The sequence below is a fragment of the Cohnella hashimotonis genome (genome assembly GCF_030014955.1).
Classification (GTDB): domain Bacteria; phylum Bacillota; class Bacilli; order Paenibacillales; family Paenibacillaceae; genus Cohnella; species Cohnella hashimotonis.
Map to the genome: position 1 here is coordinate 8,012,208 of NZ_JAGRPV010000001.1, position 22,996 is coordinate 8,035,203.

Consider the following 22,996-nt stretch of genomic DNA (forward strand, 5'->3'; position numbering starts at 1 on the left):
TATGAAAAAAATACTTTTTGTTATGTACTTTCTGACGGTTTTTTTGTTTATGGTCTCTTGTCAGAAGAGCGACACTGTCTATAATCAGTACTTACCATCCAATACAGATCCATACTCAGCTAAGGCGTTAGCCCAAATTTCCTCTCCTTATGTTGAAAAGTACTGGAATAGCAATAAGTTTCATCTCGGTCATATTCATATGAAGCTTAATAGCGAAATGAGAGGGATGATCTATGCGGAATTTGCCGACAGCATGAATGGTTCTCCAAAAGTAGTTGAAGTATCAATAGATACTATAAATATGAAAGTCGTTAAACTATCTTATCTAGGTAAAGGTAGTAAAATTGATCCAGGGGCAATATCCATAAATGATTGGAAGGTGGATAGTCAAGAGGCCATCATGCTAGCCAAAGACAGCATTTTTAAGGAATTTGATATTTCAACAATTGATTCGATTGATGTGACTACAAATAACAATAGCATTTCCTATAATGATTCATGGAATATTGTTATTACCAGTGATACGAAGAGGTATTTTGCATACGTCGATAGCCTCTCGAAGGAAACTAAGGTTGGCCAAGTCAGAGAGCTACGATGAAAATATTTTTACAAATTTTACAGATAGCAAGCAGAAGTTTCTTGAAACTTAAGTTGTCATCTCCAACATTAATTCAGTAACTGCCTATTCTTTAATTGGCGGCCCTATGGCCGCCCTTTTTTGTTCCTAGAGACCCTTTAAGGCGTTATGGCACCCTACCATAGGTTGTTCTTTTTGATCCGACAAGGTCAGCGAGGAATCTATTTTTAAGAAAAACTGTCAGCAGAATTTGCTATACCCTGGGAGAAGTTATTGATGCAGTTTATGAATACACTTCTAGCAAAACAGGGAGAGAAGTAGAAAATGGCTAAATATGATTCTCTATTTATGGCGTCAGGTGGTCTTGATTCTACTGTTATGGCGTATTGGCTGAAACAGCAAGGGAAGCGCGTACTTCCTTTGTTTATTGACTACGGCCAGCATTTTAAGCAAGAAGAATATAAGACTTTGCTGAAAGTTATTCCTCAAGATTATAAAGATTCAATTCGAGTTATAAGAATCGGAGATGTATACCAATCCTCTAATTCACGCATGATTAAAGAACCTAATCTATGGGAAGATGATTTTACTGCGGATGATCTATACTTACCCTATAGGAATCTGCTTTTTTTATCGGTCGCTGCTTCAGTTGCACAATCTGAGAATATTTCTGACGTATATTCAGCATTTATTAATTCTAATCATGCAAAAGAAATTGATTGTTCTAAAGATTTCTTTGACAGGTTAGGGACAATGCTTAAGGATTATGGAACAATTAAAATAAACATGCCGTTCCGCGACTATTCAAAGACAGAAGTGGCGGAGTTAGGAATTAAATTAGGAGTTCCAATTGCAACGACCTTTTCCTGTCAAGCAAACAGCAAGGTTCATTGTGGTGTCTGTCCTAATTGTGTTGATAGACTAGCTGTTTTAAATAGCTTATAAACTAATTATACTTTTGCCATTATTATTGAGTAATATGCGGAGGAACATACAAATGAAGAATGCTCGCCAAGAATTGAGATAGCCTGCCTGCGAATCTAGTAGGCAGGCTTAAGTTTATTAATTGTGAATGATTTGTTCATGGTGCTGATTTTCATTCATCGGTGGAATTTGTTGGTTACTAAGGGAAAGAGTTATTTGATCTATCTTCCTCTCCTTAGTCACCGTAATCTCCTTTATCAGGGCATGCACAAGTTGCTTACGCCTTTCATGGCTTATATTCCCGAAAATGGTATTAAACTTGACTAACAAGTCCCTAACGGCTTGAAGGCAAGGCGATTCTTGTTCAAGTCGCAGATGGAGATGTATCCGCTGGCGATTTTTTCTTGGCGTTAGTTGAAAATAGACTTGGACAATTAGAATTGAAAGTGAAGCGATATTGGGCTTACAAAGTATCTTAGACGGCAATAGACGAAGACGATTTACCAAGCCTATTAGCGGTGCTAAGATCGCCTGAGTTTTCGATTGCCCAGCACTATTGTAAGAAAAGCTATAAGAAGAATCGACTTTTTGTAATACGGTCCTTCAGGTAGCTTCAATCAATAACGTCTTATCCCATGCTGATGGACCACCTTATAGCGAAATTCAAGACGATGCTTAGTAGGAAGGGGCTTTTCCGGACAAAGGAAAAGCCCCTTCTGCCATAGTATCAGCAGATGGGGCTAAGCTTAAAAAATGCTTCTCGGTCTCCTCGTTGAAGGTTAGCTCGACGTTGCCGACGCGCTTCCACTTGGCGTCCGGCAGCGTCGTAGTTGTAATCGGCCCGGTGCCCTCCAGATCATAATCCAGCTCGCCGAGCTCGTTAGACACCAGTGGTATTTATGAGTTTATTATCTCATCACGCATCTTGCATATTAATAAGTCCTCATCCATTGAGATAGGATATAAATCACCGTCTTCAAATAGATTCTTAGTTGCTCCGTCATAACTATCAGCATATTCAATAACGAAGGACTCTAATGAGTTAAGAAAAGTTAATTTGAGATATTTTCCCTCAGATTCATATACTTCGAAATTATTAATTTTTCTTTTTTTATAATTTAAATCCGAAAGTAGCGCTATAATTTTATCTTTGATTGAGTCCATAACGCACCTCTAAGATTTATTTTATAAGATTTCCTTTCATGTCAAATCTCTGTGTTCCGTTGCTTCCTGAAGAGATTTTATAATATGGAACGTCCCCATGATAACTACTCCCTGGATGATATTGCAATATTCTATCACCACCCCAATTAACTTTAAATCCTCCACCTTCTTCAAAAGGCACTCCTGTATAGTTTCGACTCTTATTTAGTGGTGTAGGATTATACCCATTATCTTTTAGGTACTTATAAAGCTGTTTAGGCTTTATTCCTTTCAACTTACTAGGGTCGTTCAAAATATCATCTAGTCCATTTAGATTCTTCAGAGTATTTCCCGCACCCTTAGCACCAAAAAACTTCTTTGAAGCATTCCATGCTTTAGACACGGCGGTTTTAGTCGCACTATATGCGGAAGGAATCTTTGAAATCCCCTCGGTTACAAATCCACCGCAGATCGGATCATAAGCACAGCCAATGAACGCGTCCGATATGCCCGATTGATCCCAATCCAAATGCACAGCATGAGGAGGATACCACTTTCCCTTATATTCCCCGGCATTATAAATATACCTTCCATAGTTAAAAGCATTATTATCATTTATATACCGATTCGAATCGTCACTACATTGGCCAGGATGTGAATAATACTTACCATTAACTGTAGCGGAGCACCAATACCCCGTCGGGTCCACATTCACCAGCGGATTGTTCTGCACATACACATACGCATTCAAGCTCTGCGGGCTATTTACCCGACCCTCGTACGTATCCTCTGAAATAAACCGCCCCAGACCCGGATCATACCAACGCGCACGCAGGTATTGCAGCGTCGTCAGCTCATCCCAATACTCGCCGGCGTAGCCGAACGGGTTGTCGATGGTCTCACTCGAGACAAGCGGATTGCCCCAGATGTCATAGCTGTATTCATTCAGCAAGGTGCCGTTCGCTTGGCGAAGAGCTGTGACGTCGCCATGACCGTTGTGCAGGTAGTAAGCTTTATTACCCGCAGCATTCTCACGGTACAGCAGCTGAGCGCCGCGCACGTAGCGAGCCTTAAATGTAACGGTGCTGCCGGAGACCGTACCTTCGGCGATAATGTTCGCACCGTCATAGTAGTAGCGGGTCGTCGTGCTCACGCCGCCCACAGACTGGGTGCGCTCGGTCATCAGGCCGTCGCCGTTGTACTTGTAGCTGACGGTGTCGCCGTTGCGCGTAACTGTGCTGAGCTGCTCGGCATCGTCGTAGGTGTAGTCGATGGTGTCGGTGGTCGGGTTCTGAATGCTGGACTCCAGCGTCAGACGGTTGCCCTTGGCGTCGTAAGTGTAGGTCTCGCTGCCTTCGGAGTTGGTCAGAATCTGATTCAGGCCGTCGTACGTAAAAGTCCCGGTCGTCGTGCCGTCGTCGCGGGTGAGAATGTTGCCGTTGTTGTCATAGGTGTAGTCGTAATCCTGGCTGAACCCTGTGCCGGATTGCGCAAGCTTCGTCAGACGGCCGTAACCGTCATGCGTATACGTCTCGAGCAGGCTGCCGCCCGCCAGCTTCAACTGGTACAGCTGCGAAGACTTCTTGTAGCTAGGATCGGTTGTCGTCAGATTGTCGCGATAGACGTACTCACCCTGCGTGGCACCGTCAACGGTTACTTTTTTAATCTGATCGTCTTGATTGAACTCGTAGTTGATGACTTTGCCGAAAGGATCGGTGATGGAGCTTACTTGGCCGTTGTCGTAATAACTGTACTGAATAAACTTGCCGTCCGGATAGATGACCTTCTCCAGCTGATTGTCCAGCCGGTAAAAGTACTGCGTTGTTCCTGTCTCGTCGGTCATTGACTTGCGAAGGCCGTTTTTGTAATACGTGTAGCTGCCGTTCTCTGCACCGCTCGCCCAGCTCTTCAGACGATTGAGCTCGTCATACGTGTTGGTGACAGTCGTTCCCTTGCGCGTCGTACCGCCGGTCAGGTTGCTGTTGTCATCATAGGTGTACAACTCGGTGCCTTGAACGGAGTCTTTCTTGGACAAACGACGTCCCAGCTCATCGTAGTTATAGACAATGGACGACAAGTCCGGAAACACTTTCTCGGTCAAGCTGCCCAGCTGATTGTACTTGTAGGAGGTCGTTGTCGGTGCCGTTGGATCGGCAGCCTGCGTCACGCCGCCAAGCAGATGGCGTCCGTTTGCCTTGAAGCTGCTGATGCCGCCCATCGCATCGGTTGTCTGCGACTTGAATGGGTCGCCGCCGATTTCATACGAAGTGCTCGTCGTCAGCGGGCTTGTGCCGATGTCGCCTTGAATTTGCGTGCCGGTTGTACGACCGATTGCATCCGTCGTCTGTGTCACGGCAGCACCGTAATCGCTGGTCGTCGTCGATTGATGCAGCAGGTCGTTGAAGGCTTGGCCCAGGATGCGCCCCTCGCCCGACGTCGTAGATACTTGGCGTCCGGCAGCATCGTAGCTATAGTCGGTCCGGTGCCCGGCACCATCAACATTATAGGCCAATTCGCCAAGCTCATTGTAAAAGTTGGTCAGCAAGTCGTAGAACACGCGCGAGTTGTTGTTATTGATTTTCTCCATCTGAACCTTGTACAAGCGGCCCAGGCCGTCATAAATCTCAGTCGTCTTCTTGCCTTCCTCGTCGGTCGAGACGAGCGTCGCTTGCTGCTGGTTCGTGTTGTAGGAGAAATCGTACGTACGCGTTCCCGCCGCCGTTTCTCCCGTAACCTTCTTGTTCGTAATCTGCGTCAGACGGCCGACAGGGTCGTAGGCATAGGATTCTTCGCTGCCCGCAGGCGCACCGGCGGCAACGGCGTTGCCGTCATAATGCTTGGTCACACGTCCGGTCGGGAGGTCGTAAACGTAGCGTTCCTCCAGCGTCTTCGTGCCGGTGCTGCTCGTTACGTACTGCTTGATGCTGGTCGGGTATGCGTTCTTGTACGCTGCATCGTAGCCGATATCCGTGCGCTGGCTTTTGCCGGCCTCGAGCGTCTGCGTCACGCGGGTGACATTGCCGTAGCTGTCGTACAAGTAGTTCCACTGAAGGCTAGCCGGCTGGCCGGTATCGTCCTTGTAGTTTTGCGTCGTTGCGTTAATCTGGGGCTTGGCGCTGTCGATCGTATGGACGATGTCATCGGTCAGAATGCCGGAGACCGTCGTCTGTTCGCGTTTGGCGAGTCCTCGATATTGCGTGTCGTACGTGTAGGTACTGACATGGCCGACCGCATTGGTCGCGGTGAGTACATTGCCATAATTATCGTAGGTGTACGAAGTCGTCTCCGTACCGGATGCAGCAGGCGTCTGCGTGTAGTCGTGGCTCGTCTGCGTGACCGTCGTCGGCAGTTCCTTCGTCGTATCATAGGCGTAGCCTGTCTCGCTCTTGTATTCGCCGGTCTTCTCGAGCGTCGTATTCGTGACGAGATGCTGTCCGTTGAGCGAGGTCGTCAGCGATATTTTCTCGATGGGTGTGACATTGGAGGCTGCGTTTGGATTCGTGATCATCGTGCGCTTGGTTGAATAGGCGGTTTGCGCAGGATCCGTGAAGTCGGCATTGTTCGTGTAATCAAAGGTCGTCAGGTTCATCTTGTCGTACTTGATCTGATCATAGCGGGAAGCGACACGGTAGTAACCGATGCTGCCGTTGCTGCCCAGGTGCTTGGTGGCCGGTGTGTACGTGTACCGGCTGCTCGATCCGGTAGGATACGTAATCTGTGTTAGATTGGCATATAGTGTGTCCTCTGCCGAAGGGCCCGAGGTTGTGTCATAATCGAACTCGGCGTTGCCTTTATCGTAAGCGTAGCTCGTCGTCTCGCCGAGCTCGTTCTCGGCGGAAGTGAGATTGCGCTTCTTGCCCTCGTTGCTGATCAGCGTCTTGCGGTATACGAATTGCTTGCCGGATGCGTAGTTAACGGTGACCGAGTTCGAAGTATATGCGAACGTAATCTCCCGATTTAGCGTATCGATAATCTTGCTGATGAGGGGAGATGCCGCGCCTTCGAGGATCGGCTGGTTGGCATACTGCACGAGAATGACGTTGCCGTAGGCATCCTTGGTGCCGATCCAGTTGCCTGCGCTGTTGAAGTACACGCTCGTACCGAGCGTATCCGTCATTTTGTAGGCGGCCGTAGCGGACACCGACGTGCCTGCGGCATTGTTCGTCGTCAGCGTCTCGGTCGACGGTGCGAACGTCAGGTCCTGAAGCGGGTGATCGACAAAGCCGTTGCCGCCTGCCGCTACTTCGTAGACGGTGCCGTCGGACAGATGCGCGAGCAGCTTCGTGCCGCGAATCTCCAAGGACGGAAACGCAAAGGACCAGCCCACACCCAGATTCCAAGTGCGCTCTTCGTAGGACGTTGCCTCTCTCTGATTGTCATAGTCGAAGCCTGCAGAGGAGCTCTCAGCGACGGCCTTCGGCGTCCAGACCAGGGCCGCGTTGCTCTGATAAATCCGGCTGACGGTGACGTCGAGTCCGTTGCGGCCGGGCAGCGTAAAGTCGGTGACGCCGTACTTGAGCGCGCCGGATACGTCGGAGATTTGCTCTCCCTCGGCGACGCCGGACGATGGCGAATTGGCGGCCATCTCGTAGAGGGCCTTCGGCGTTTCGATGCCGTTAAGGATGGCGGAGTTGTCGACGCTGTCGCTGGCATACGCGCGCGGGGGGATCGGTACGACAGCCAAGCTGGCTGCCAGTAGCAGATTAAGAATAAGGGACAGGCGGTTTTTCTTCTTCACGCGTATGTTCTCCTCACTTTTTCGGTCATGATAGATGTCTCAATAAGCAGGTCGAGAGATTCAGGGAGGCGTTACTCGGCCGGCTCGGTCTCCTCCGTCAATGCCGACGAATTCACGATCAGTTCCCGTTTTGTCAGATTGCCGTGGGCATCGTACGTGAAGTGGATGCGATCGCCGTTCGGGAGCACGATGTCCTGCAGACGGTTTTGGGCGTCATAGACGTATTGGAACAATTGCAGCGTGTTAAGGTTAAAAAGGGAATTTTTCTTCAACAAACTTTCGGGCGTGTCGTAACGGATGTGCAGCTGCGGTCGTGCCGACAAATCGGCGGCTTGCGAGGAGGCCAGCGTCAACAGGTCGTTGCTGTCGGAAGCGAGCGCAAGGCCGTAATTCGGTTGAGTTCCGCTTACCCATTCGGAAGCGAGCGCCTTAATCGGCAGTTTGAGCGATTTGACCCCGGTGACCGCAGCATTGCCGTAAGGCGCGCCATCTCCGTCGAGGGCAGCCAGTGCTTCCGGTGCGTCGGCACCGGTCGGATCTGCGGCGCTCCAAGCCGAGTCATGGCGAAGCACGGACACTTGCGCTTGCGCTGCTTGAGCGGCAGGGGTCACAAGGACGGATAAGTACGCATCTTGCACGGTTATATTTGCGGGCAAGGCCGCCAAATTGAACTGAAGGTGCGCGTAAATGTTATTTTCCTGCGCGCGGCCTACCTTAAGCAGGGGAGCGCCGTCGGCATCCCTGTCTGCATATACGGCCCCTGCTACCGACAACTCCTGGCCGGCAGCCTCTTCAGCATCGTCATGGATCTGCACCGCATGCTGGATCGCGACGGGATACGTCAATCCGGCCAAGTCCGGCTTCAGATCGAGATAGTCATGGCCATTCGCTTGGCGAAGCGATTGAGCGACCGGGCGGGTCTGGCCTACGGCATCCCGCAGCCAGGCTTCGGGCAGGCGGAGATCGCCTGCGGTCAGGTCCGCCGATAGGCCGCCTGTCACTTCGAAGGCAAACGAAGCGGGGGCGTCTGCGGATTGCAGCGTCAGCGTTTCTTGGACGGCGTTATCGGTTAAAGCTAGAGTAGCTTCGGTATTTGTCCACGGAGAAGCGTAGACGACGCGACGATTCGAGGCGATTGAGCCCGTAGCAGCGTTAGCGTCTACCGGCAATAGAGCAAGAGAAGATTCGCCGAATCCGATTTGATAGCCTTGGGCGTAATCGGCGGGAAGCTCAGCTTGATAGGGCGTACCGGCGCTATGATAGCCTGCGTCGCCCGCGGTGAGCAGCGACGGTTTGATTTCCTGCCATTTGCCGCTAGCATCGCGGTATTGGACTGGTTTGGCAAAAAGTACAGCTTCGTAGCTGCCGTCCGAGTAGAGATAGGTCTGGCTTGTCGTCGTCCGGCTGTCAGTCACTTCTTTGACGATGGTCGCAGGTTTAGCCGGATGGACCCCACCGGTCTTGATGGCAGCGAACGACGACACCGGCAGCAGGGATAGTCCCAGCGCCGTGAGCAGAATGAGAGACCCTGTGCGATAGTGCTTTGACATTTCCAGCGATTCCTCCGATTCTATGAATGTAGAATTAGGCCGTTTGACGCAGTGAACGTTTACCTCTCTACTCCTTTCTACCAATGAGTATGGCGATTGTAGTTCGAACGCAGTATGTAGGATGGGAAATATCGCCTATCCCTCTTAACCCATAATTCACCAGTTAAAACACTTGTGATTTAAAAAGTGTTTATTTTCTATTTGAGAGCACTAAATATAGTTAATTTCAAAACGAAAAAGAACGCTTACGATGCGCTCTTCTTTTGATGTTAGAACCGTTAGTGTCATTTGCAAGCTGGCGTTTAAAATCCGCAGTACGCTACAGGAGAAGCGAGCATTTTGTCGAATTGTAGCCTATAGTAACGTTAAATGTGGAGGACTCCCCATGATCGTGCGCACGAAGCTCTATATCCCCCATATGCGTCACGAGGTGGTGGCTAGACCGAGGCTGACTCGTAAGCTCAATGAGGGAATGCAAGTCAAACTGACGCATATCTCCGCGCAAGCCGGCTATGGCAAAACAACCGCGTTAGGCCAATGGGCGAAACAAGGCGACGCGCTTGTCGCCTGGCTTTCACTGGATGCGAGGGATAACGATTATATTCAATTTTGGAACGGCGTTACGGCTTCTATTCAGGAGGTAGTCCCAGGCTTTGGAGAGGAGATCTGCTCGTTCCTTGAAAAGGGGCTTGGGGCGTCCCGGGCGTATGCGGTGCCTTCGCTGCTGAACGATCTGGATCGGATAACGAACGAGCTGGCGGTCGTTCTTGATGACTATCACTTCATCGAGAGCGCTTTTATTCATGATTCTTTGGCTTATCTGCTTGAACATCTGCCCTCCCACGTTCATCTCTATATCGCGAGCCGCAACGAGTTGGCGATACCGACCGCCAGACTTAGGGCCAAGGGCGAGTTCAATCTCATCACGATGAAGGACATGCGCTTCCTGCTGGACGAAGGGCATGTCTTCTTCCGGAACATGACCGATTTAGGGTTAACTTCAGAGCAAGTGGCGGAGCTGCTTCACCAGACCGAGGGCTGGATCAGCGGGCTGGAGCTGGCGGCGATCTCTCTGAGGAACAGCGATAATATCGCTGAATCCATCCGTCAATTCAACGGGCGACAGCATCATATATCGGATTATTTGCTGGAAGAAGTCTTCCGTCATCTAACGGAAGATATGCGATCCTTTCTCCTGGCAACGTCTATTCTAAGCCGAATGAATGATTCCCTTTGTCAAGCTGTAGCCGGGCGGCCGGATAGCCAACGCTATCTGGAGAGATTAGAGCAGTTGAACTTGTTCATCATCCCCCTCGACGACCAGAGAAGCTGGTATCGGTATCATCATTTGTTCTCGGACTTTCTGCAGCGCATGGGGGCGAGGACGGATACGAACGATTGGGTGCAAGCGCATGGGAATGCAGCTTGCTGGTTGGAGCGCAATGGACTGGATGAGGATGCTATGGAGCACTACCTGGCAGGACATCACTATGCGGATGCCGTTCGATTAATCGAGAAGAATCTGGATGCGCTGGTGCAGTCCGAGAGTATTGCGTTTATCAGATGGATGAGGGCGATCCCGGAGTCCTTTTTTGCCGAGAAGCCCCTGGTCGAATTGTTCTATATCACGGTGCTATCGGGCATAGGGGATCATGAAGCGGCTTCGCTTCGGATCGGACAGGCCAGGGCTCGGTTCCAAGCGCTGAAGGATAAGCTGAATGAGCCGGAATGGAAGCAGGCGATGGGCAATATTTACTTTTTCAGCGCGGTCGACGCTTTTCTGATAAAGGACTTGGTCAAAACCTCCGAATACTATGAGCGATGTGAGCGTTATATGCCGGAGGGGAGCGTCTTCCAAACGATGTGGCGCTACCAATATGTCGGCTATGACCCCTTTACGGATTTTTTGGCGCATATCAATGATCTGCATGCAGCCGAGGTGTTCTTATCCCGGTGGGTCGACGCGTTGGGAAACAAGACGCAGTATCCGCTTGCGGGCACCTTCCTCGCGGCTTACAGCCGATTGCTGTACGAGTGGGATCGGCTGGAGGAGGCGGAGCGGTATGCCAATCTGGCGCTTGGACGGAGAGATGTCAGGCCCTACGTACGGATCTTCATCCAGGTCGCCACCAGCGCTTCGTGGATTCAACAGGCCCTGGGCCTCCCGGACCGGGCGTCCGAACTGCTGGAGGACTTGAAGTCGCAGCTTGACGCTCCCGAATATCGATTATTCATATTGAAGATCGAAGCCGAGCAAGCTTGTCTGGCGCTGCGTCAAGGCGCTGTCGAGGAGGCGCTTGCATGGCTGCAAGGCTGCGGTTTGTCCCATACGGACGAGGTCGCGCTGCTGCAGGTTCAAGTTTATATGGCCTATGCCAAGGTGCTCTCGGCCGGCGGACAATGGGAGGAAGCGCTGGACCTGTTGGACCGGCTCGATGCGCTGCTGCGCAGGGAGGATCGTCTCCGGGACCGAATCAAGGTGCTCATCATGCAAAGCGTGACCTTGCAGCGCATGAGCCGGGCGGCGGAGGCGCTGGCCAAGCTGGAGACCGTACTGCGGCTGGCCGAGCCCGAAGGCTATATCCGGAGCTTCGTCGACGAGGGCGAGGAGATGGAGCTGCTGCTGTCCGCTTATGGGAAGACAAGGCCGGCGGTATTCGTTCGAGATACGGCAGGAGATGTCTGGGCGTATGCCAAGCGGCTGCTCCAAGTGATGCAGTCCGCGCCGGAACCGATGAGAAGCGTGCTGACCGAGCAGGAAACGAAGGTCCTGCAGCTGATCGCGGACGGTCTGCCGAATAAGGAGATCGCGCTTCGCCTGAATATTACGGGGGAGACCGTCAAGACGCATATCAAAAGCGTGTACAGAAAGCTTGAGGTAAACAATCGCGTACGAGCAGTTCAGCGTGCCAGAGAATTAAGCATATTGGGCTGAAATCCTTCTCCCGCGCATCCCCCGGACGGGGGATTTTTTTTTGTACCATATCGTTTTATAGTAGGTTGAAGTTTCAAGAATCGACAAGAAGTCACCAGAATAAGCAGTCACCAGAATAAAGAAGTGGAGTGAATGACAAGTTGCTGAAGAAGGGCGCTATCCTTTTATTACTGGCGTTGATGGTGTGGTCCTCATTTTCGTTTGCGTCGCCGGCTTCGGCCGATACGGGTTCCATTGACACGAGCAAGATGTTTAAGTGTGCCGATGAGCTTGACTATTGCAAGTTTCCCGGGACGCAGGTTGTCTATTTTGGCGCGAACGGAGCCTATAATTCTGCTACGTTTACCTCAGGTGTGTTATGTATGATCGATTATCTCCATGTCAGCGATCCCATCAATGGCGTAAAGAAAGCGTGTTACGTCGCCAAAGGTAATGTGGAGTATTACAGCACTGGCGCTGCAACCGGGAGTGCGCCAACCGATAGTAATTCATATGAAGTGGGGGCAACTGTTACGGTTCTGGACCAAGGGGGGCTGGAGAGACCGGGTTTTATCTTCGCGGGCTGGAATACGATGTGGGATGGAACGGGGACTCTCTATCCTGCAGGCACTACCTTCACGATGGGGAATGCCAACATAAGGTTGTATGACTGGTGGAAGTGGGGAGAGCCTGCAGCGTCCGTGTATAGTGGAACGGGAACAGCGAATGATCCGTTTCAGATTGCAACTCCCCTGCAATTAGATAAGCTCAGAAACTACTTCTTGGAGAGTGGCTTGTATTTCAAGCTCACGGCCGATCTGGACCTGAGCGATTATCAGTCAGGAGCAGGCTGGGAGCCCATTGGGGGAGAAAATACGCCATTTAGGGGGAATCTGGATGGCAATGGACACAAGATCACGAACCTCTTTATGGATCGGTCAGCCGGTTTTACAGGGCTATTTGGCTTTATTAACAACGAAAATGCCAGCGTGACCAATCTGAAACTAGTGGATGTGAATATTAAAGGATCTAACTACGTTGGTGGTTTGGCAGGTTGGAATAGCGGAACGATGAGCAACATCTATGTTACGGGAAGTATAACAGGCGTTATGAATACAGGCGGTTTGGCAGGTGGAAGTGGAGGAGCAATTACCAACAGTTATGTTGCAGGAAGTATAACAGGAAGCTATACTACCGGCGGCTTCGTAGGCCAAAATTATGGTCCGATTGACCAAAGCTATCATACGGGAAGTATAACAGGAACCGATAGTGTCGGCGGCTTGGTCGGCGAAAATAACGCTCCAATCAGCAACAGCTATCATACGGGAAGTATAACAGGGACCAATACTGTCGGCGGCTTGGTCGGTGATAATTATGCTCCGATTGACAAGAGCTATGCCGCGGGAAGTGTAACAGGAAGCAGTGCAGCAGGCGGTTTGGTCGGTAATAATTATGCTACGGTTAGCGATAGCTTCTATGACTCGGAAACAACGAACCAATCGGATACAGGTAAGGGCATTGGCTTATCGACTTTAGATATGAGGAAGCAAAGTACCTATGCGGGCTGGGATTTTACAAGCATATGGGGGATAAACGCGTCAGGCAATAACGGATATCCTTATCTGCGTGCGATACAAAAGTTTGTGACTTACGATGGTAACGGCAGCGATAGCGGGGTCACACCGGCAGATAGCAGCTCGTATGAGCAGGGTGTCACGGCATCGGTGTATGGCAACACAGGTAACTTGGCGAGGACGGGCTACACGTTCGCGGGCTGGAACACGCAAGCGGACGGCAGCGGTACGGATTACGCCGCGGGCGCTTCGTTCACGATGGGGACGGCGGATGTGACGCTGTACGCCAAGTGGACGAAGAATCCTACGTACACTGTGAGCTATGATGCCAACGGAGCTACGTCCGGAAGCGTGCCGGCGGACAGCGGTTTGTACGAGCAGAACGCTGCGGTGTCGTTGTCCGGCAACGTCAGCGGCTTGGCCAAGACAGGCTACACGTTCGCGGGCTGGAACACGCAAGCGGACGGCAGCGGGACGGACTATGCCGCAGGCGCTTCGTTCACGATGGGGACGGCGGATGTGACGCTGTACGCCAAGTGGACGAAGAACCCTGTGCCGGCGTACGCCGTGAGCTATGATGCCAACGGAGCTACATCCGGAAGCGCGCCTTCGGACAGCGGTTCGTATAAGCAGGGCGACACGGTGACGGTGCCGGGCAACACGGGCAGCTTGGCCAAGGCGGGCTACACGTTCGCGGGCTGGAATACGCAAGCGGACGGCAGAGGCACGAATTATGCCGCGGGCGCTTCGTTCACGATGGGGACAGTGGATGTGACGCTGTACGCGAAGTGGCTGCCGGCGAGTACATCCAGTGACAGCGACACGGGATCAACGGGACCGACAGGGTCGACGGCTTCCGGCAATAACGTCGTCCCGGCGGACGGTACGCTCACGCTTCCCGTCGGCAAGTCAGGCGAGGTTAGCCTGGGGAACCGGGTCAAGGTCGTGATCCCCGCCGATGCCTCCGGCAAAGAGCTGAAAATTACGATCCAGCAAGTGACGGACACACAGAACCTGCTCACAAGCCATGACGTGCTGGCCACCCCGATCTATGAAATTCTGAAAAGCTTCACGGAAAACTTCGAGAAGGATATCACGCTGATCTTCACGTTTGATCCGCAAGTGTTAAAAGGCAATCAAATCCCTGCCGTATTCTTCTATGACGAAGCAAAGAAGACCTGGGTCAAAGTCGGAGGCATGGTTAACGGGAATACCATTACCGTCAAGGTGAATCACTTCACGAAGTTTGCGGTCTTCGGCGTAGGCGAAGGAGCAGACCCAACGGACGGCGCGACGCCGTCGATCAGCCTTAGCGACATCTCGGGACACTGGGCGGAGACGAATATCAAGCAAGCGGTCGGCATGCATATCGTCGGCGGCTATCCGGACGGGTCGTTCAAGCCGAATGGCGCGGTGACGCGCGCGGAATTCGCGGTCATGCTGGTGAATGCGTTGAAGCCGCAGCAAGAGGGAACGGCGCTCGCATTCGCCGATCAGGAGCAGATCGGCGCCTGGGCGCAGCGTGCTATCGCGCAAGCCGTGCAGGCCAGCATCATTCATGGATACGAGGACGGCACCTTCCTTCCGAATGCGAAGATTACGCGTGCCGAGATGGCGGTCATGATCTCTAGCGCGCTGGGACAGTCCGTCCAAGCGACGGCAACCGGCTTCGCGGATGACAAGGATATTCCGGCATGGGCCAAAGGAGCGATCGTGGCCCTGAGCCAGTTGGGCATAATCGAAGGCAAGGGCGCGAACCGGTATGCGCCGGGGAACCCTGCTACGAGAGCAGAGGCCGTGACAGTGCTGCTGAACATGCTGGCGCAAGCGAGCAAGTGAAAGAATTCGTGAAAAAGAATTCGACACTGATCCCTGAAGGATTTTCTATGCCGCAAATGTTTGAATTAGCTTTCAGAGGGTCACGCGATGCAAGGGAAGCGCTGGAGGGCAGCGGGTTCAGCCATACGAGCAAAGGCAGTGGTCGTGAGAGAGTTTCCTGGTTATGGGAAGCTGACTATAAGCTGGTTTTGACGCCGGTGATGTCTGCGGAGCCCATATCCTTGACTAATGAAGAACTCTGGATCAGGAACGCCAAGATGATCCGGCGATAGTGGTAAGACATATCAAGGCATCCACTCGGGTGCCTTTCATTTTCGCTTTATAGATGATACGGTGAACCGTATCACAACGGCGAAAATACCAATGCTTTATTATATGAAAAGTAAATTATTGATGATGGGAGAGTTGTTAAAGTTATTTATTACCCGCTTTATCGGCGGTTCGGCGCGGGCGTCGAGCCGACTACGCCGTAGCGGTACAGCACCTTGCGGCCGACCCAGCCGACGATGCGGTCGGTTATGAAGCCCATCAGGCCGAGGCTGATCAGGCCGACGAAGATCCAGTCCGTCCGGAAGAACAGCCGCGAGTTCCAGATGAGGAAGCCGACGCCTTCGTTCGCAGCCATCATCTCCGCGCCGATGATGGCCATGTAGGAGGTGCCCATCGCGAGGCGGATGCCAGTGAACATGTAAGGCGTCGTGGCCGGAATGACGACGTGCAGCAGAATTTGCCATTCAGAAGCGCCCATGCTGCGGGCGGAGCGGACCTTGTCCTCCTCCAGCGACAGCACCCCTACCAGCGTGTTGATCATGACGATGAACAGCGTCGCGTACATGATGAGCGCGACCTTCGACTGCTCGCCGATGCCGAACCAGACCAGGAACAGGGTGATAAAGGCGATGGGCGGAATGAAGCGGATAAAATTCAGGAACGGCTCGGCGAACACGCGGATGACGGCCACGCGGCCGATGATCAGCCCGAGGGGAATCGCGACCAGACTACCGAGCGACCAGCCGGCGATGACGCGGTAGAAGCTGATGCCGATGTCCTTCAGCAGCGTGCCGTCGCTCAGCAGCTCCCGCGCCCCGCCCCAGGTCTCGACCGGCCCCGGAATGATGTCCGGTCCGTAGATCCAGGCGCCGAGCTGCCAGACGGCAAGCGCGATAACCCAGAGCAGCGGGATCGTAATCCATTTGTTGTTCAATATTTTCACGGATACCCCCCTCCTTCGAGCCCGGAATCGAAGTGCGACTGAATCCGCCGATTCAGAGAGAGAAACTCGGCGGACGCCGCATCGCGCGGATAGGGCAGCGGCACGTCATAGATGTCCGCGATGCGCGAATCAGGTCCGGAGGACATGACACCGATGCGTTCGCCGAGCAGAATCGCTTCCTGGATGTCGTGCGTAACGAAAATGACGGTCTTGTTCGTCTCCCGCCAGATCTGGCTGAGCTCCTTCTGCATCGTGCGCCGCGTCATCGCGTCGAGCGCCCCGAACGGCTCATCCATCAACAGAATCGCCGGATCGTTCGCCAGCACCCGCGCCAGCTGCACGCGCTGCTTCATGCCGCCCGACAGCTCGCGGGGAAATTTGTTCTCGTGGCCGAACAAGCTGACCATGCGGATGAACCGGTCGGAGATCCTCCGGCGCTCGTCCTTCGGCGTCTTCTTCATCTTCAGCCCAAACTCCACGTTCTGGCGCACGGTCAGCCAGGGAAACAGCGAGGAGTCGGCCTGCTGGAAGACGACGGCTCGATCCTGCCCGGGTTTGCGAACTTCGACGTCCCCAACCCGCAGATCACCTCCGGTCTTGGAGACGAAGCCGGCGATGATGTTCAGCAGCGTCGACTTGCCGCAGCCGCTGGGGCCGAGGAGCACGAAGAACTCTCCGCCCCTGACGACCAGGTCGACGTCCTTGATGATGTAGTGCACGGCGCCGCCGGAAGACCCCGGCTTATTCGCCGCGTAGCTCTTGCTCAAGCGCTCGATCGTGATGGTATTGGAAGATGACAGGTTCGCTAAGGACATGACGTTCCCTCCATTATTGGCCGTAGGTGACACGGTCCGGCACGGCCTGTTTTACGCTGTCCAGGTCCAGCTTCGAGGCCAGGTCAAAATCCTTCTCAATGATGCCGTTATCGACCATGTACTGCTTCTGGCCCGACAGACTCTCGAACGATTCCTGCGAGAACCCGATCGCCCAGTTGACCGTCGACAGATCGCGCAGTGTTGCGTCCTTCGGCTGCTTCACTTCCGCAAACATAATGTCGGCCGTCTCCTCCGGATTCGCCGTGATGTACTGCGAGGCCTCTTCCACCGCGCGCAGGAAGTTGGCCACGCCCGCCGGATGCTCCTCGAGCAGGCTGTTCGGCGCGATGACGTCGCCGCCGATGCGCACCGGCGTCTGGGACATATCGGTCAGCTCGTGCGCGCTTTCGATGGTCTGAAACTTGGCGATCAGCGCCGCGCCTGTCACCCAAGTCGCGTCGATCTGCCCTTTCTGCAGCGCGATATACGCTTCGTCCAGCCCGCCTTGCCCGATCTGCTTGGTGTCCTGCACCGCGATGCCGTTGGCCTTCAAATATTCGTCCCACAGATAAGGCAGGAACGTTCCGCGCAGCGTGCTCAGCTTCTTGCCCTTCAGGTCGGCCCCCTGCTGAATGTCGTCCTGGGCGAACAGCTTCCACTGGGCCGCCGCCGCGTCGGTGTTCGTGCCCGTCGCCGCGATGATGGAATAGTCTCCTTTGCTCACCGCGTTCAGAATCGGGAAGTCGGCCCCCCACGCTAGGTCGGTCTGCTTGATGAAAAGCGAGTTGATGCCTTCCGCCGGCGTGGCGAACGTGACGATGTCCGCGTCAATGCCGTATTTTTCGAAAAAGCCTTTGTTCTTCGCGACTCGGAACACCGGATTGCTCACGATGTCGGCAATCTTGACCTTAATCGGATCGTTCGCCGCCGGCGCAGGCGAAGAAGCTTCGGCCGTCTGCGCAGCGTCCGACGAGTCGGCGCTCGGGGAGGCGGAGCCGGACGGCGACGAACTATTGTTGTTGTCCCCGCAAGCGGTCAGGATAACGGCGAACAACGCGACGGCTGTCAGCATTCCGAATACGGAACGCGTTTGTCTGACGATCCTGATTCTATTGATGATGGTCCTCATTATGTTTTCTCCTCCGGTTTCCGTTTATCGAATGCATCAGTCCTCAGATACCGGTCTCTCGCCGATGCTGGGCACGCAGAACGCCCCGTCCTCGAAGGAGATTGTTCCGGATATCTCGACGACCGACACCGCGCCTCTCGCCGCCGCGCCCGGCACGCGATAATCGGCGACGTCGATCGGCACGATGGCTTCCTCGAGCGGCTTCTCGAGCTGTGGAATCCATTCGTACGGCACGCGGTAAGCGCGATAGACCATGTTCGAGTTTCGGTTGTTCTTGTAGGGCGAGATGTACTCCCACACCAGCTCGTGTGCCGCCGTAACCTCGAAGATCCGTCCGTCCGCCCCTTCGGTAATCAGCGTGTTGCCGTTCGGCAGCCGCTGCGCCGAGCTGATATACGGACTATAGAAGCGATAGGAATCGAGCGGCGCCAGATAACCGGCCTCAGTCGGCGTATACTGCCACTCGATCTCCAGCGTCACCGGGTTGATCTCCAGCACGCGCGAATGATCGCGCACAGCGTTCTTCAGGCCGTCCGGAGACGCCGGATTCGGCAGCCCGTAGCCGCCCCAGCCGCCATTGTCGAACACGAGCAGATTACCTCCGCCGGGCAGCCCGCGCGGAATGATGTGCGCGTGATGCTGGCCGACGATCCAGCCGAGATGCTTAACTTCGGGCTTCGAGAAGTCCGGGCCCAGCTGCCAGACAATCTTGCCGGTCTTGCGGTCGGTAATGGCGATAATGTTCGATTCGCGGGCGTCCCAGATGACGTTGTCCGGATGAAAGCGTTCGTCGCCGGCATCGTAAAACTTGTTCGGACCGACCCACGAGGCGGAATTGATGTGCATCCAGTCGCCGCCGGTATTGCCGCCGAAGTGGCGGCTGTTCGGGTCGCGGAACAGGGCCTCCTTGGCGTCCTCGTCGAAGCCCAGCTCTTCGAAATGATCGCTCGCCGCCCACTCCCAGACAATGTTGCCTTCCCAGTCCACTTCGATAATTACGTCGTCCAGCAGCAGCTTATCCGAGATCTCGGGCTTCGTCACGTTGCGATGAACGAGCACCAGCGTGCGGCCGCCCAACGTCTTCGGCTCCTGTCCCGGCACATAGTAGCCGACCGGGTTCCCCTCTCGCTGATAATCGTGGTGAGCGCGTGCCATCCACTGCGGCTCGTAGCCGGGGTCCTCGATGAACTCGAAGCGGCTGAAGCCCCAGACGACGTTGCCGTCCCAATCCAGCTGCACGAGATCGATCTCGTCCTGGAAGCCGTATTTCGGGTCCCGCTCCTTGGTGCTGCCCGTCACATAGCCGCCCGGCAAAATCTTGTTCGGAAAGCCGCGCAGTCCCTTCCACAGACGAACCTCCTTGCCGCTCATATCAATCAGCAGCGCGCCGAGTTCGGCCGCTTGGAAGATCGTATAACCACTCCAGGCTTTTTCTGGCAAGTATACCGTCGCTCCGGTAGGGTAAATCGTAGGATGTCCCATGATCGATCAATCTCTCCTTAAATTTAGTAGTTTAAGAAACGGTTGTTCGGCGGGGAGTTATCCGGCCGTTTGCCGGGCTTCTCCATCGCTTGCTCCGCATTTTCCTTGACAAGCTCCATCACGGTTTCCGAGAAATGCTCCAGCCGGTCGGCCATATTCCGGAAAACCTCCTTCTGCGTCTCCAGCTCCCGCCCGGTAAAATCTCCGAACAGGAGCGTGATACATCGCTGGCCCACATTCCGGTTCCGCGCGAGCATCGCGCGTCCTTCCGAAGTAATGTCGAGCAGCACGGTGCGGCGATCTTCTTCCATCCGCCGGCGCCGCGCAAAGCCCTTATTTTCCAGCTTGTCGCACAGCGTCGTGATTGCTCCGGAGGTCAGGTCAAGCTCCTCCGCCAGATCCCCGAGCTTCTGCTCGCCATCGCGGTTCACCTTCTGCAGGATCAGCATACCGGGCAGCGCCACCCCTTCGACCGACACCTTGTCGCGTTCCTTCACAAACTTTCGAACCATTCGCCGGAACAGCCAGTCGATCTCCTCTAAACGTTCCCATTCGTCATCCGTCATACTTTTTTTGTCGCACCCTCCTTCAGAGCATCAAAAAAAGACCGCAACTGTCCCCGGGATCGGGAATCGCTGTGGCCTTTGGTTGGTCCAATCGGCTTATGAAATTGCTTTAACACTAAAATAATGAGTGCTAAAAGGTTTATGAGACGATATTAAACCCATAAATCTTAGATGTCAAGTCGGGATTTTTTGAAAGTTAATGGAATTGTGTTTCAAATGTGGGCGCGGCGAATCGTAACCACAACTGCATTCTATCTCTTCTTATTACAACTTCAGACCTAACCAAGTCTGCCAAAGTGGAGGCAGGGACTTGAGACTAAAACCAATAGAAAGAACGCAGGATGGCGTTCTGGCAAAATGTGACTATCTGGGTTAAAAGACGCTCATCAATGATTGAATACCCTGCTTTTACATGGTAATATTTTCACAAAACTAGGATTTGAGTTCTATTCCTGGAAAATGACTAGGGGGCAGCGTTCCGTGCGAAGAATCGTGTTAGCGGCATTGTCGATTTTAACCGTTTTAAGTTTGTTTTATTTTCCTATGCGCTCAGAGGCGGCGGATGTTTCCCCACGCATTGTGGACGTTCAAATGGATACCCTCCTGATGGATGACGGTACGATCTGGCTTAAACGACCGTGGGCAGCATCGGGTTATCAGAAGGTGAACGTCGGCGCCTCGGCGATTTTTAGTGCTAAACGTGCTTCTGGCGAGTCCTACGACTACGGAATTTCCAGCAAAGGCGAACTGATTTTATGGAACAACGGGTCTCTTCCTACAGTGGATCCAACGCAAAACGGCATCAAACTGGTAACGGGGCAGTACTATTTAAAAAATGACGGCACGGTATGGAGTCTACAAAGCGGTAAGCAAATCGAAAGTCTAACCGACATCTCCTTGCTTGCAACGGGCTTTCAATCAATGGCTTATGTGACGAATAGCGGAGAGATTCACCATTCCTACCTTAAAAACGTGGCAGACAAAGTCGCCGATTCCTCTTCGATCGTGGCGTTGAAATTGATAAGCGATCATTCACTTGCATATATGGACAATACGGGGAAAGTCGTTTTCGTCGATTTGAACAAGTCTGACTACAACAATGGGGATGTGAAGTTCTTCCCTCAAGTCGTTACGTCCGACGCAGCCTATATTGAAAGCGCCGGTGAGGATAAACTTCTAGTCACCAAAAAAGACGGAACGGCATGGTTGGGTGAACCTACTTGGAGTGGTACGACTAAGAGTTATCAATTAGTTAAGCAAATAGCAGGCATCACAAATGCCGTAAAGGTTGCACTGTACGAGGGTTCGCTCGCAGACAAGCCTCGCGACGACAAGAATAAGTCTATGGTATCCTCGGCAGGCGGTCGGAAATGGCTGGTTCTTCAGAAGGATGGAAGCTGGAACATCTATGGCGAGGGAAGTGTGGCGTCTATCGAACCGCCAGCGGTGTCGGGACTTACGCTCGCGGCCTCCAACGCCAAACCGGCGGTAGGAAACACGATTCAATTTAAAATCGTACAAACGTACAACAACGGCTATAAGGAAACTTTGTCAGGCAAGGAAGCCTCTCTGCAGGTCGACAAGCCCTATCTGCTGCAGGAACAGAATGACGGCAGTTATAAGGTGTTAGGGGTTGGCGACTCGAAGATAACCGCAACGGCGGCGGGGAATAGCAAAACGATTACGGTAACGGCCAATCTAGGCGCTAATCTGACTGGAGCGGTGAATGCCAACGGAATTGTCATGTTGCCTATTAAAAGTGTATTTAAGTCGTTGGGTGGCACAGTTACGTATGATTCGGCAAACAAACGTTATAATGTCGAATTGGGTTTAACTGCTATACGCTTAACGGTTGGGCGGAATACGGCGACCGTGAATGGAAAAGAGGTCGCGCTGAGTAGCGCCGTTAGCTTAAATAAGGGAGAAGCGGTTTTCCCAGCGGACTTCCTCAAGAAGAATCTCGGCGCGGTGACGCTATGGGATTCAAAACTTAAAGTGATGAAGGTGTCCATCGGCGCAGGGACGCTGGTTGTCGAATCGGCCGATACGCCCCAGATTAAAAAGAAGGTCGCGCAGGGTAATCTTGCCGGACTAATCGGTAAATCGTATTGGGTCAATAATTATAACAACTGGGAACGTTTCTCCAAGGTAACGATCACTGATATCCTGCCGGTAGGCGGAGATAACTTTGAGATCGTATTTGCCACCGTTAAAGGCAAGACGTTAAAGTCGGAAGTGACTTCGAGAGGTTTCGTGACGCTCATTTTAGGCGATCCGTACACCTTCCTATCGTATGATCCTTTTAAGAAATATAATTGGTCTTCATCCACTTGGAATACGATTAAAGCATCCAAAATAGCAATAGGCATGAGCAAGACGCAGGTGGATTTATCCTGGGGCAAGCCCTCCTCCGCCTCTCAGGCGGCCGGCAACGAAATTACCGTTGATGTGTGGAGGTACGGTTACCAATATGTAGTCTTCACCAACGGACTCGTGACGCAAATCTATTCGTAGTATAAGTGTAAATGCGAT

Annotated in this window: 14 protein-coding genes; 6 read left to right on the forward strand and 8 right to left on the reverse strand. The window is 52.9% G+C overall.

Features of this window, described 5'->3' with window-relative positions; genetic code table 11:
- The first annotated feature begins 1 nt into the window (after position 1).
- Together KB449_RS31990 and KB449_RS31995 are read left to right on the forward strand one after the other, a co-directional pair.
- The gene (locus KB449_RS31990) at positions 2 to 598 is read left to right on the forward strand and encodes a hypothetical protein (protein WP_282912210.1); all 597 of its coding nucleotides are present in this window, start codon (positions 2 to 4) and stop codon (positions 596 to 598) included.
- 303 nt (positions 599 to 901) lie between these two features.
- A complete protein-coding gene (locus KB449_RS31995; RefSeq protein WP_282912211.1) occupies positions 902 to 1,522 on the forward strand; it encodes a 7-cyano-7-deazaguanine synthase in 621 nt (206 codons plus the stop codon).
- An 876-nt stretch (positions 1,523 to 2,398) separates the two neighbouring features.
- Here KB449_RS31995 and KB449_RS32000 read toward each other — a convergent pair.
- The 3 genes from KB449_RS32000 to KB449_RS32010 form a co-directional block, all read right to left on the reverse strand.
- The gene (locus KB449_RS32000; RefSeq protein WP_282912212.1) at positions 2,399 to 2,665 is read right to left on the reverse strand and encodes a hypothetical protein; all 267 of its coding nucleotides are present in this window, start codon (positions 2,663 to 2,665) and stop codon (positions 2,399 to 2,401) included.
- A gap of 16 nt (positions 2,666 to 2,681) precedes the next feature.
- Entirely contained in the window at positions 2,682 to 7,382 is a 4,701-nt protein-coding gene (locus KB449_RS36660; protein WP_282912213.1) for an RHS repeat domain-containing protein, read from the reverse strand.
- Positions 7,383 to 7,453: 71 nt separating this feature from the next.
- Entirely contained in the window at positions 7,454 to 8,932 is a 1,479-nt protein-coding gene (locus KB449_RS32010; RefSeq protein WP_282912214.1) for a DNRLRE domain-containing protein, read from the reverse strand.
- Between the two features lie 385 nt (positions 8,933 to 9,317).
- Here KB449_RS32010 and KB449_RS32015 point away from each other — a divergent pair, with 385 nt between their 5' ends.
- The 3 genes from KB449_RS32015 (at position 9,318) to KB449_RS32025 (ending at position 15,531) form a co-directional block, all read left to right on the forward strand.
- Entirely contained in the window at positions 9,318 to 11,867 is a 2,550-nt protein-coding gene (locus tag KB449_RS32015; RefSeq protein WP_282912215.1) for a winged helix-turn-helix domain-containing protein, read from the forward strand.
- Positions 11,868 to 12,229: 362 nt separating this feature from the next.
- Complete coding sequence (locus KB449_RS36665; protein WP_350356257.1) at positions 12,230 to 15,259, forward strand: InlB B-repeat-containing protein; 3,030 nt, start codon at positions 12,230 to 12,232, stop codon at positions 15,257 to 15,259.
- Positions 15,256 to 15,531, forward strand: coding sequence for a hypothetical protein (locus KB449_RS32025; protein WP_282912217.1), 276 nt, complete (start codon positions 15,256 to 15,258; stop codon positions 15,529 to 15,531). Before KB449_RS36665 ends, KB449_RS32025 begins: the two co-directional genes overlap by 4 nt.
- Positions 15,532 to 15,689: 158 nt before the next feature.
- Here the strand turns inward: KB449_RS32025 and KB449_RS32030 are convergent, their stop codons facing one another.
- From KB449_RS32030 to KB449_RS32050, 5 genes are read right to left on the reverse strand one after another with little or no spacing between them, the layout of a single operon-like run.
- Complete coding sequence (locus KB449_RS32030; protein WP_282912218.1) at positions 15,690 to 16,472, reverse strand: ABC transporter permease; 783 nt, start codon at positions 16,470 to 16,472, stop codon at positions 15,690 to 15,692.
- Positions 16,469 to 17,287 carry an ABC transporter ATP-binding protein gene (locus tag KB449_RS32035; protein WP_282912219.1) on the reverse strand — a complete coding sequence of 273 codons (819 nt, stop codon included), beginning with the start codon at positions 17,285 to 17,287 and terminating at the stop codon, positions 16,469 to 16,471. Before KB449_RS32035 ends, KB449_RS32030 begins: the two co-directional genes overlap by 4 nt.
- A gap of 13 nt (positions 17,288 to 17,300) precedes the next feature.
- A complete protein-coding gene (locus KB449_RS32040; RefSeq protein ID WP_282912220.1) occupies positions 17,301 to 18,416 on the reverse strand; it encodes an ABC transporter substrate-binding protein in 1,116 nt (371 codons plus the stop codon).
- 36 nt (positions 18,417 to 18,452) lie between these two features.
- The gene (locus KB449_RS32045; RefSeq protein WP_282912221.1) at positions 18,453 to 19,898 is read right to left on the reverse strand and encodes an aryl-sulfate sulfotransferase; all 1,446 of its coding nucleotides are present in this window, start codon (positions 19,896 to 19,898) and stop codon (positions 18,453 to 18,455) included.
- A gap of 23 nt (positions 19,899 to 19,921) precedes the next feature.
- Positions 19,922 to 20,464, reverse strand: coding sequence for a MarR family winged helix-turn-helix transcriptional regulator (locus KB449_RS32050; protein ID WP_282912222.1), 543 nt, complete (start codon positions 20,462 to 20,464; stop codon positions 19,922 to 19,924).
- Between the two features lie 480 nt (positions 20,465 to 20,944).
- On the opposite strand from KB449_RS32050, the gene KB449_RS36670 reads away from it, so the two are divergent.
- Positions 20,945 to 22,978, forward strand: coding sequence for a copper amine oxidase N-terminal domain-containing protein (locus KB449_RS36670; RefSeq protein WP_282912223.1), 2,034 nt, complete (start codon positions 20,945 to 20,947; stop codon positions 22,976 to 22,978).
- The last annotated feature ends 18 nt before the right edge of the window (positions 22,979 to 22,996 follow it).